Below are 11,466 nucleotides of genomic sequence, written 5' to 3' on the forward strand. Positions count from 1 at the left end.
AAATTAAGGCAAGATTGGCGCTGCTTTTGACTAACTGGTTTGATCATGCCGTTTAACTTACCTATAGCATTAACTCTTTTCAGGCTTTTTTTACTGCCCATTTTTGTGGTGCTGTTTTATTTACCCTATGACTGGACCCCTTTTGTTGCCGCATTTACCTTTTGGCTCGCGGCGTTAACAGATGCATTAGATGGTTATGCTGCCCGTAAATTGAAACAATTAACTCGTTTTGGCGCTTTTCTTGACCCAGTCGCTGATAAGTTGATGGTGATTACAGCTTTAGTTTTGTTGGTCGATCAATACGCGAATATCTGGCTGACATTGCCCGCCCTGTTTATGATTGGTCGTGAGATTGTCATTTCAGCGTTGAGGGAATGGATGGCTGAAATTGGTAAACGTGGTACTGTCGCCGTGTCTTGGATTGGTAAATATAAGACGGCTGCGCAAATGGTGGCAATTATTGGGCTGATTTGGCAATACAATCCTTTAATGACGAATGCCGCATTTGTACTGTTATATATCGCCGCTGTATTAACGTTTTGGTCAATGATGAGTTACATTTTAGCCGCTTGGAAAGATCTTACCGCTGAATAGTGCAATAAAAAATCAAAGAGATTATTTAGTGTGCAAGCAGTAAGTTATCGATAAAACAGCGGTTGACACTGGGTGGTAAATCGGTAGAATGCCACCCCGTAGACAAGAGGCAATGTGTAAACAAAGTCTTAACGTTACCAAATATTGATGTTTGATATTTGCTAGGTAATAAAGTGAAATGCTTTGTTTATCTTAGTGAATAGTAAAACAAGATGCGACATTAGCTCAGTTGGTAGAGCGATACCTTGCCAAGGTATAGGTCATCGGTTCGAACCCGATATGTCGCTCCAATATTTTTAAAGTCTAATTCTACTCAACATGAGTTAGCAACTATGGCGCGATGGCAGAATGGCTATGCTGCGGATTGCAAATCCGTCGATCTCGGTTCGACTCCGGGTCGCGCCTCCATAGATTAAAGTATTAATGACACGATTCCCGTCGTTAATATCAAGAGTTTGCCCGAGTGGTGGAATCGGTAGACACAAGGGATTTAAAATCCCTCGCTGGTAACAGCGTGCCAGTTCAAGTCTGGCCTCGGGTACCATTATTTTGATAGTGATGGTAAAAATAAAGTCCGAATATTCAATAGGCTTTATTAAATAGATTTATTAGTGTTAAGCGTTAATGATTTAGAGTTAATAATATTTTTGACATGATTCCCGTCATTAATATTCAGCGTTTGCCCGAGTGGTGGAATCGGTAGACACAAGGGATTTAAAATCCCTCGCTGGTAACAGCGTGCCAGTTCAAGTCTGGCCTCGGGTACCAAAAAAGAAAAAGCCTCGATATTTATATCGAGGCTTTTTTGTATTTAGATTTCTACTTTTAGTCGGCATTCTTCGTGAGGGGTTTAAGGTCAAACTTGACTGACACACTTAACGTACTGCTTACTTTAGTTCGCAGAGGTCCTTGCGGCGACGCACATCAGGAGAGGCTAATAACCCTAAAATCACACAATAGTGCTACGTTTTAAGCTGATAGTGTCATTTTGAAGTAAGCCTGTAGTTATGCTGGCAGAAGTCGAACGATAAAGTGTGGGATTATGTTTGCTGAAAAGCAGGTCATGAGTTTTTAGCCTTGGCTTGTTCTATTTATGCTAGAGATAAAACCTATAAATAGTAAGCCTATAAATAAAACCCTAGGTATAAAAAAGCGCCAGTAAAAACTGGCGCTTTTATTCATTTACTCGGTCAGTTTATGCTTGTTAGACAGTGATACTAGTGAATATCAGCTTATTGCCAATCATCGCTATTCCAGCGGTACAGCCAAGTCGCTGCAAGTGGTTTATCGTCTTTCTTAAGCTGTATTCTCAGTTCGGCTACATTGGTACTTTCTGGTTCGAAGCTGATAAATACTCGAGCGCCATTGATGTCTGGGTGGGCGACAATCCGAGACGACAGGATTTTACCTTTGCTGATGCTGGCATCGATGATAATTTTATCAATATCTTGCGGCTTGATGTTACTGAAATCGATAAGTAATTCTTTGCCTTTTGCTAACACTTGCCCCTTAGTACTGCGGACAACACGTGCTTTTGACGCCGTAGAAGGGCTGTCGTTTGAGGCTGTTATGCGATAGGAGTATTTATAGGGCTGATCCTTTTTCAGTCCGCCTTGCGGCTCCCAATAGGCAACTATGTTGTCGTTGGTTTCAGCATTAGAGGGAATTTCAAGCAACACCAGTTGGCCTTTGCCCCAATCATTGAGGGGTTCAATCCATGCTGAAGGTCGAAGTTGATAGTTTGCACTCAGATCTTGATAGTCTTCAAATTTACGATGGCGCTGGATAAGACCAAACCCCTTTATATCTTCATCGCCAAAAGCACTGATCTGCAGTTTGTTAGGATTATTTAATGGGCGCCATAGGCGCTCGCCATTACCGCGATCGATTTGTAGGCCGTCGGAGTTATGTACTTGTGGGCGGTAATCGGGTTTATCTGAGTTATCGAGTCCGCCAAAGAGGAACATAGAGGTCAGCGGTGCAAGACCCACATGCTGGATATCTTTACGTGGGAATAAGGTTACATCCACTTCGACACGTGATGGTGCACCGGGATAAATACCAAAACGATAGGCGCCAGTGACACTTTGGCTATCTAGCAGAGCATGAACCACAATTGCCGTCTGATATTTAGATGGGCGCTCGACCCAGAAACGCTTAAACAGGGGATATTCTTCACCTTTTGGCTGAGCGACATCAATCGCTAGACCACGATTAGACAAGCCATAGGTTTGCCCTTTAGAGAGCACGCGAAAATAGCTCGCACCTTGAAACATGATGAATTCATCTTTTATTTCATCATCATTGATAGGGTAATGTAAACGCACACCCGCATATTGGCCCACTTGGGTGATGAGTTTTTCAATGGTGTCGTTAGGGACATCGAACGAAGCTTCTGTTAGCTCAATTGGAATAGCTTTGCTGTTTTCGACCACGTCGATATCGACAAGGTTTTTATAGAGAAAGCCTGGAGCAAAAAGTTGTACCGAAAATTTGGTCGGTGTTCCGCCCCAAATCGCGGCATTTTCTTGGTAATTGATTTTGCCATAGGTAGCGAAATCGAGATCAACCAGTTCTTTAGGTGCTTTTTTCGCTTCTTTAAATGGCTTTTGCGACAGTTGTTGAGCGAGTTCAATAACTGTGTCTTGGGAGAATTTTTTAGATTTCTTCTCTGGTGCAGGCGTTGGTGTTGTCTCTGCCGCTGCGGCATTGACGTTGTTTATGCCGACGACATAGACGATGGCGGTCAAGATGACAAAAGGTAGTTTTTTGAGTAATGCCGGATAACCGGTAGGGTAATTCATCATAAGATTCATTCGCAAAATGGAAACTCCTTACTAAAATGACGCTGATTCATAGGCACAATATATGCTTCAGTCTATCTAATCCCTAAATATTAATAACTTGTCTGCTATAAAATCCTCAGTCGTGGGATTCGAGTAGCTGAGGTGAGGGATAATTTTACCTGCGTAGCTAGAGATTTGTAACATAAATTATGCTTGGCGCTATTTTAGGTGCCGTTCTCAATATTTTGCGGTGTGATTTTACGATAAGTAATCGCAATTGGTACTGCAGTAAAAACTGTCTTGGCTGAGCTAACACTGTTTTCATTGAATTCAGTGGCGTTTTTACACAAAATTGGCGCAGTTGAATCGAGAGTGTTAATTAAAAACTTACAATATCAAATGGTTAATGTTGACTATTGCTAATGAGTGTTTCAGGCTCACGGTGTTAACTGTGAGCCCATTTAGATATGCTAACGTGGATATTAGGACTTGAGTAAGTGCGATAGGTCACTGCCCACAGGGATTGGGATCTCTTGCTGCTCACCACAGAATAAATACGCAGGTTTGTCACCTAAGAGTGATAGTGTGTCTCCTTGTCGCCACAAAGCTGAGCCTTCAACTATGCCTATCACTGGGGTTAATGGGTCGACTTTAGTGAATTCTAATAATCGCTGGGCACGGGTTTCACCATTGTGGCCCGGTGCTTGGTAATTGGAATAGTGTGGATTGAGCTGGAACGGCACTAAGTTTAATGCGTTGAACGACGGCGGTTCGATGATCGGCATATCATTAGTGGTGCGAATACTCAGTCCCGATACGTTTGAACCCGCGCTCCAGCCGATATAAGGCTTACCAAGGGCGACTTGCTCACGAATAAGCGCGACCAGATCATAATGATATAGTTGGTGTAACAGGTGAAAGGTGTTACCCCCACCGATTAAAATTCCATCGGCATCTTTTATTGCTTGTTTAGGGTCTGGATGCTGATGAATACCACTAATATCGAGTTCAAGCTCAGCTAGTCCTGTCACGACAGACGCTAAATAAGTGTCATAACTCATGCTAACCCCTGCATAGGGGATAAAAATCCATTTTTGTGCGTTGGCGGTAAGCGGTTTAATAAAAGGGATCGCGTGGGCAAGATAAGGCGTATCACCGACACGAGAGCTGCTCAGTAGTAGGGCGTTGATTGTCATTTTGTATCCTGAAATCTCGGAGTGTATTGGTATGTTAACAAAGATTAATTCCGATAAACATACAGAGTTAAAGCAGAATTGCGCTCTAGCACGGCTAGCGGCGGTGTTTTTCAAGATAGTGATCCCCACCAAGATGGAGCGTTCGGTGGATTCTACTTCTGTGTGGCATCAATGCAAAAGTCAGTGATTGATGCGCCTTGAATTAAAGCTCTTAGAACGCGATGAAACTCGTATCTTGAGGTTGCTTGGGCATAAGTTTAAGTTTCGATTAATATACTGTCCCTAGACTCTCGGCCATGAAAGGCAGTGTCTATATACGAGAAAGATACCTATTTTAAAAACTCTTTTCTTTTACCACTTGAATTTCGATGATTTGGACATATTATGTCTTTGAACAAAGTTAAATGGCCTATTCTTGCCCTAAAGGAGCTGAAATGAAGCGTATATTTCTATTGATTGCGACTAACCTAGCTGTGTTGCTAGTAGCCTCAATTGTGATGTCTATTCTAGGCGTGAACACGTCTACTATGGGTGGACTGCTGGTGTTCGCTGCCATTTTTGGATTCGGTGGGGCCTTTATCAGCTTAGCCATTTCAAAATGGATGGCGAAAAAGACCATGGGTTGTGAAGTCATCACCACCCCACGTGACAGTACCGAACGTTGGTTAGTGGAGACGGTTGCCCGTCAAGCTAAGCAAGCGGGGATTAAAATGCCAGAAGTGGCGATTTATCAATCGCCTGACATGAATGCGTTCGCTACTGGTCCAAGTAAAGACAATTCATTAGTGGCTGTCAGTACGGGTCTATTATATGGCATGAGCCAAGATGAAATTGAAGGCGTATTAGCCCACGAAGTTAGCCACGTTGCTAACGGTGATATGGTGACCTTGACACTGATCCAAGGTGTGGTAAATACCTTTGTGATCTTCGCGGCCCGCGTAGTTGCTGGCATTATCAACAACTTTGTATCGAGCAATGATGAAGAAGGCGAAGGTTTAGGCATGTTTGCTTACATGGCCGTTGTTTTCGTACTGGATATGTTATTCGGTATCTTGGCTTCAATTATCGTCGCTTACTTCTCACGTATTCGTGAGTATAAAGCCGATGAAGGTGCGGCACGTTTAGCGGGTAAAGGTAAGATGATTGCTGCGCTTGAGCGTTTACGCCAAGGCCCTGAAAGTACGGCAATGCCTGCACAAATGTCAGCCTTCGGTATTAACGGCAAACGTTCAATGGCAGAAATGATGATGAGTCATCCTCCATTAGAGAAACGTATTGCTGCGTTAAGAGCGAGCTAATAAAAGAGTGAGTTAACTCTTAACTCTTAAATGTCAAATCTGAGTGCTTAAGACTCACTTGATATTAGATTTAAGACTTTTAACATCGGGCTCAAACTTTGGTTTGAGCCCGATTTTTTATGCCTGCAGCAAATTATGCTGCGCTGTTGCCGCAAGGGCACGGTAAACCAGTGTCGTTTGCTTCGCTTTGATATTCCAATGCTGCCAAAACAGCGGCACGCGCATGCGCCGTTCTGGGGTGATCTCAATCAGTATCCCTTTATCGATTAATGGTTTAGCTTGTAAATGCCCAACGAGTCCATAACCTAAACTCAAGTTAATCGCTTCTAAAAAGCTTTCTGAGGAGGGGATCGTATGTTGCCACCATTGCCCTGGCGTCATATTGAAATACTGGGCGAGAAACTTCTCGTGAAGCTTATCTTTGGTGGAGAACACTACTGCTGGCGCCTTTGTTAACTGAGCTTGGTTGATGGTGTTGAATGACGAGGTGTTACTAAATGGTAAGGTTCCGCTAAATGACTGAGTATCGCTCAGATCGCTAAAATAGCGTGCGGCAAATTCGGGCGTGGCCACACATAGGTATTCCATGGTGCCTAAAAACTCACTGCTGCAACCCGCCATCGGCACTTCGGTTGTGGTGACACATCCGACCGCTTCACCATTTTTCAATAGATGATGGGTGTAAGACTCATCATCGACAATTAATTCCAATAACCAAGCGTGGCGACTGAACATGCCTGCTAGCGCAGGTAAAAACCACGTGGCCAAACTGTCGGCATTTACAGCGATGCGCACTGTGGTTGGATGGTTGGGATCGTTGGCGTCCATCTCGGCTCTTAATTCACTCTCGAGTAATTGTACCTGTGAATAGTGGCGCAACAGGCGCTTACCTGTGGGCGTTGCGACCACAGGATTGGAGCGAATAAGCAGTGACTGACCGACTTTTTCTTCAAGTTGTCGAATGCGCTGTGATACAGCCGACTGGGTGATGTGCAGCACTTTGGCGGCGCGGTCGAAGCCACCTTCCGAGACCACAACGGCGAGCGCTTTGAGATTCGCGTATTCCAGCATAGTCATCCTCAAATGAGTGTGTTTGGACGGTTATTAATTTTACTTATGATACATAAAAAACATTAGTTATATTAATTTTGTTGTTTTGACTATGCTAACGCCTTCTTTGAATATGAGAGGTGGTTATGCAAGCGGCATTTATACAGGGTATGGGGATTGGTGGGAGTTTGATTATTGCTGTGGGCGCACAAAATGCCTTTGTGCTCAAGCAAGGCATTAAGCGCTCGTACACATTACCGATAGCCTTGCTCTGCTCTATCATTGATGCGCTGATGATCACTGCGGGTGTCGCGGGGCTAGGACATATTATTGAGTCGTTTCCCACTATTAAGCATGTGGCGAGTTTCGGTGGCGCCGCGTTTCTACTTTGGTATGGTGCGAATGCGCTAAAGGCGTCGTTTGTGGCTAAGGGCATTGAGATGGATCAGGCCGATAATGCGGACACATTTAAGAAAGCCGTACTGACGACGCTTGGGATCAGTTTGCTTAATCCGCATTTGTATCTTGATACTGTGGTGTTGCTCGGCAGCATTAGCACTCAATTTGATGATTTCGATCGGCCTTGGTTTGGCGCGGGTGCTGTACTGGCATCATTTATTTGGTTTTTTGGCTTAAGTTTTGGTGCGCGTTTGTTAGCGCCCATTTTTACTCGCCCAGCGGCATGGCGTTACCTCGACCGTTTTATTTGGTTAACCATGTGGAGCATTGCCGCTGCGATTATTTGGCCCTATGTGGCAGGATAACCGGTGTTGGGATGCCATAGAATACGGGCATAGCTGAATACTTTTGCGGATTTTTTGCTCGGTTTGACTGCATCTTGTGATATGAAAGTGAAAATTTTTCATGAAAAAGGTCCTGATTTCAGGACCTTTTCGTTATCGATTGCCGATTATTTATTCAGGCTGCCAAGTTCAACTCACGACGTTTACACTTTTGTGCCGATTAAAGCAGCAGCTTGAAGCCTTGTATTCGTCGTCATATTAGTCATTAACCCGCGATTTGCGCGAGTACGACTTCATGGTGATCTTTGGTTTTAAACTTATCGAATACGTGGGCGATGGCGCCGTCGGTATTGATAAGGAAGCTTAATCTATGAATGCCATCATAGGTTTTTCCCATGAATTTCTTTTCACCCCAGACCCCAAAAGCGTCGGCGACACTGTGGTCTTCATCGCTCAGTAAAGTGAAGTTGAGTGCTTGTTTCTCTGCAAATTTAGCCAGTTTAGCCACAGGATCTGGGCTAATGCCAAATACAGTGACATTATGACTATCGAGCTCGGCTTTACTGTCACGTAGGCCGCAGGCTTGAACTGTGCAACCCGGCGTTGATGCTTTCGGGTAAAAATACACTAAAACAGGGCCTTGCTTAAGGCTGTCTGCCAGCGATACTGAGTTGCCATGTTGATCTTGCAGTGTAAAGTGAGGCGCTTTTGCCCCAGCCGTTAAGGTATTCATCTATTATCCTCTGTCCTCTAAGATGGCAGTGCCTTCCATACGACGAATAGTACAATCTAAGGTCATATCTTGGGCGAGCTGATAGATACTCTGTTCGAGCTTTTCTAGTTCAACTTTTTCAGGAATATTAATGGTTAGCGACACATTTTGCGTTTGTTCACCACCGGGGAGTTCCTCAGAAAATGAACGTACTGCGGCAAGATCTAATGACCTGTCAGCAAGGAACTGGGTAATGCGTTTAATGGTGCCGCGTTGGTCCTTACCCGTGAAGCGTACTTCGAGGCGAGAAAGGTAGTTTTGTGGTGTGTGTTTAGAGGTGCGTTTCATCACCGTCAGCAGTTCTAACTCAACGCTGAGACTGGGGAACATACTTTCAATTTTCGTTATTGATGCCCACGAGCCAGACAACATCATAATCAGGGTAAATTCGTTACCAAATAATGCCATACGGCTGTCGACGATATCGCAGTCACAGTCACTGGCAAGTCGAGCTAGTTTACTTACAAGTCCAGGACGGTCGAGACCCATCGCTGTTACGACCAGGAAATTGGTCATGAATTTTCCTCACTTTTTCGATATCATAGAGCGAAAACTCAGTGTTAAAGCTGAGTTTTTGTGCGGGATATAATGCTACCATAACTAATTCAATTTGAGAGCCCCGTTAATGCTTGTCATTAGTGGTTGGCATCAGTACCATAGCGAATCCTGAAATCTTGGGGAAAGTCAGATGATAAACGGAAGCATCGTAGCCTTAATCACGCCAATGAACAGTGATGGCTCAGTAGATTTTGCAAGTCTTGAAAGGTTAGTCGAATTCCATATTGACCAAGGCACAGATGCCATTGTGGCCGTTGGTACTACTGGCGAGTCAGCGACTCTGCCTATGCCTGAGCATGTAGCGGTCGTTTCACAAACCGTTAAATTTGCTGCGGGACGTGTTCCTGTCATTGGTGGCAATGGCGCCAATGCCACATCTGAAGCCGTTGAGCTCACCAAGTCCTTATCTAAGGTGGGTGTTGCCGCTATGCTTGGCGTAACGCCATATTATAATAAGCCAACGCCTAAGGGATTGATTGCGCATTATAAAGCCGTGGCCGCTAGCACAGATATTCCACAAATTCTTTATAATGTTCCAGGTCGTACTGCCGTTGATATGCTGCCAGAAACTGTTGCCGAGCTTGTTAGCGTGAGCAACATTATTGGTGTAAAAGAGGCGACCGGAGACTTATCCCGTGTAAAACGTCTGCGCGAACTGTGCGGCGACGATTTCCTCTTGTATAGCGGTGATGATGCAACAGCCAGAGAGTTTTTACTCTTAGGTGGAAATGGCGTAATTTCTGTGGCTAACAACATAGTACCAAAGGCTTTTAAAGCTATGTGTGATGCGGCGCTCGCTGGCAATGGCGAGTTGGCTCAGAGCATAGATACCCCGCTGCGCGGTTTGTATAGCACACTGTTTTGTGAAGCCAACCCTATCCCAGTAAAATGGGCTGCCCATCGTATGGGTTTGATTGAATGTGGCCATATTCGTTTACCTTTGACTGAACTTTCTGAGCAATGTCATGGTCTGTTGATAGAAGCAATGACTCGTGCCCAGATAGAGGTTAAATAATTAATGTTAAAGAAAGTCACTCCACTGATCTTAGTTGCTGCTGTTGCAGCCTGTAGTTCGCCACTTGATCGCCGCCAAGCGAACGGTAACGACGACTATGTTCAGGCCGAGCAAGCACCTTTGCTTAAGATCCCCGCGGGATTAAAAACGCCACCCTACAATAAAGAATTCGATGTACCAGCACTGGGTTCTAAAGTGAATGCTTCGCTGTATGGCAAAAACTTAGATATCCGTCCGCCACTGCAAGTACTGCCAATGGCGGAAGGTACTCATGTGGAAGAGGGCAGTGACAACATTAAAATCGTGGTTGAATCCATCGACAATGCTGTGGATTTGAAACAAGAAATCTTCACAAACTTAGATGGTTTCTTTGCTCAAAAAGGTATTGCTGTTCGTAGCCGTGATTTTGACAAAGGCAACATAGAAACCGATTGGATTGAAAGCCGTGAAGTGATTGAATCGAGCATGTGGGGCTCGGATAAAGTTTATCTGTTGCGCCAACGCTATCGTTTTGACGTGGAAACGCGTCCACATGGTCGCACTGCCAATATCGTTATTCACTTAGTTGAACACGAAGAGTTCTACGACGATAAAGCGCAACAAGTTTTATTAAGCGGTGAAGATAAGCAAAGATACACTATTGATATGCTGAACAGCGCCATTGCGTATATCAGCGTTAAGCGCGACCAAGCGATCCAATCGAATCGTTTGAAGCAAACCTTAGGTATTAATGTTGATCTCGTGACGCCTGAAGAAGGTAAGGCTTACTGGTCTGCTAAAGCCTCTTACAAGCAAGTGTGGGATCGTCTACGCATAGTGCTACCAGAAATGGGCTTTGAAATTGCCGATATGGATAGTGCTAAAGGATTGTACTTTATCAAGTTTGACGATAACTCTGGTTTCTGGAGTTCATTGTGGGGCGAAGATAAGTTAGCACTGAAAGAAGGTAGCTACCGTTTACTGCTTGAAGATGGTGATACTCCAGAAGAAACGAAAATCTTCCTTCGCGATAACGAAGATCAGCCATTAAGCGATGAAGTGGTTAGCAATGTGTACCAGTCACTGTCAAACCTGATGAAAGAAGAACGTCAAATACGTTAATTTCAGCAGTTGACTAGAAAAGGGCGAATTATCGCCCTTTTTTATTGGCTGCGATTTGAGTTTTAAGCAGGGGATTGTCGATTATCTAGGCGATCTGTGTTTCAGAGTTTAATTATCTATATACCAATCTTTTTCAAATGGTTTTAGTGATAAATATTGAGTTACTGGTGATGAGTGAAATAAATCACTTAACAACCTTGTTATCGTACTGCATTCTGACAACTCAACCATTGATATCGCCAAAGACACTTAATCATACATATTTTGCGCTATCAGCGTAATTTGTAAGAAAAAGTAAAACGTATTGATGCGATGATGTGAGTGAGTAAACTAGCCGTCATTAATGCGAGTCA

General features: G+C 44.1%; 10 protein-coding genes and 4 tRNA genes. 9 read left to right on the forward strand and 5 right to left on the reverse strand.

Annotation, left to right across the window (positions count from 1 at the left end):
• Positions 1–45: 45 nt before the first annotated feature.
• The 5 genes from pgsA to L5M51_RS05735 all read left to right on the forward strand — a co-directional run bounded on the left by pgsA (position 46) and on the right by L5M51_RS05735 (position 1,362).
• Positions 46–594, forward strand: coding sequence for a CDP-diacylglycerol--glycerol-3-phosphate 3-phosphatidyltransferase (gene pgsA, locus L5M51_RS05715; protein ID WP_028759642.1), 549 nt, complete (start codon positions 46–48; stop codon positions 592–594).
• 214 nt (positions 595–808) lie between these two features.
• Positions 809–884, forward strand: a tRNA-Gly gene (locus L5M51_RS05720).
• Between the two features lie 44 nt (positions 885–928).
• Positions 929–1,002 (forward strand) — tRNA-Cys (locus L5M51_RS05725).
• 49 nt (positions 1,003–1,051) lie between these two features.
• Positions 1,052–1,138, forward strand: a tRNA-Leu gene (locus L5M51_RS05730).
• 137 nt (positions 1,139–1,275) lie between these two features.
• Positions 1,276–1,362: transfer RNA gene (locus L5M51_RS05735), tRNA-Leu, on the forward strand.
• 464 nt (positions 1,363–1,826) lie between these two features.
• Here L5M51_RS05735 and L5M51_RS05740 read toward each other — a convergent pair.
• The gene (locus tag L5M51_RS05740; RefSeq protein ID WP_249195627.1) at positions 1,827–3,410 is read right to left on the reverse strand and encodes a glucan biosynthesis protein G; all 1,584 of its coding nucleotides are present in this window, start codon (positions 3,408–3,410) and stop codon (positions 1,827–1,829) included.
• 452 nt (positions 3,411–3,862) lie between these two features.
• Positions 3,863–4,576 (reverse strand): dipeptidase PepE, encoded by a 714-nt coding sequence (gene pepE / locus L5M51_RS05745; protein WP_263171938.1) that lies wholly within the window; start codon positions 4,574–4,576, stop codon positions 3,863–3,865.
• Between the two features lie 434 nt (positions 4,577–5,010).
• On the opposite strand from pepE, the gene htpX reads away from it, so the two are divergent.
• Complete coding sequence (gene htpX, locus L5M51_RS05750; RefSeq protein ID WP_006082065.1) at positions 5,011–5,874, forward strand: protease HtpX; 864 nt, start codon at positions 5,011–5,013, stop codon at positions 5,872–5,874.
• 117 nt (positions 5,875–5,991) lie between these two features.
• On the opposite strand, the gene L5M51_RS05755 is transcribed toward htpX, so the two are convergent.
• Positions 5,992–6,945: a LysR family transcriptional regulator ArgP gene (locus tag L5M51_RS05755; protein WP_263171939.1), complete on the reverse strand. Its 954-nt coding sequence runs from the start codon at positions 6,943–6,945 to the stop codon at positions 5,992–5,994.
• Between the two features lie 125 nt (positions 6,946–7,070).
• On the opposite strand from L5M51_RS05755, the gene L5M51_RS05760 reads away from it, so the two are divergent.
• Complete coding sequence (locus L5M51_RS05760) at positions 7,071–7,688, forward strand: LysE/ArgO family amino acid transporter (protein WP_113940882.1); 618 nt, start codon at positions 7,071–7,073, stop codon at positions 7,686–7,688.
• A gap of 244 nt (positions 7,689–7,932) precedes the next feature.
• On the opposite strand, the gene bcp is transcribed toward L5M51_RS05760, so the two are convergent.
• Positions 7,933–8,400: a thioredoxin-dependent thiol peroxidase gene (bcp, locus tag L5M51_RS05765; RefSeq protein WP_028759647.1), complete on the reverse strand. Its 468-nt coding sequence runs from the start codon at positions 8,398–8,400 to the stop codon at positions 7,933–7,935.
• Between the two features lie 3 nt (positions 8,401–8,403).
• Positions 8,404–8,955, reverse strand: coding sequence for a glycine cleavage system protein R (locus tag L5M51_RS05770; RefSeq protein ID WP_028759648.1), 552 nt, complete (start codon positions 8,953–8,955; stop codon positions 8,404–8,406).
• Between the two features lie 172 nt (positions 8,956–9,127).
• Between L5M51_RS05770 and dapA the strand changes: the two genes are divergently transcribed.
• Together dapA and bamC are read left to right on the forward strand one after the other, a co-directional pair.
• Positions 9,128–10,012 (forward strand): 4-hydroxy-tetrahydrodipicolinate synthase, encoded by an 885-nt coding sequence (gene dapA, locus L5M51_RS05775; protein ID WP_113940880.1) that lies wholly within the window; start codon positions 9,128–9,130, stop codon positions 10,010–10,012.
• A gap of 3 nt (positions 10,013–10,015) precedes the next feature.
• On the forward strand, positions 10,016–11,113 hold the full coding sequence (gene bamC, locus L5M51_RS05780) for an outer membrane protein assembly factor BamC (protein ID WP_219235331.1): 1,098 nt from the start codon (positions 10,016–10,018) through the stop codon (positions 11,111–11,113).
• The last annotated feature ends 353 nt before the right edge of the window (positions 11,114–11,466 follow it).

Origin of the sequence: Shewanella sp. SM73, from assembly GCF_025653795.1 — a bacterium.
Taxonomy (GTDB): domain Bacteria; phylum Pseudomonadota; class Gammaproteobacteria; order Enterobacterales; family Shewanellaceae; genus Shewanella; species Shewanella oncorhynchi.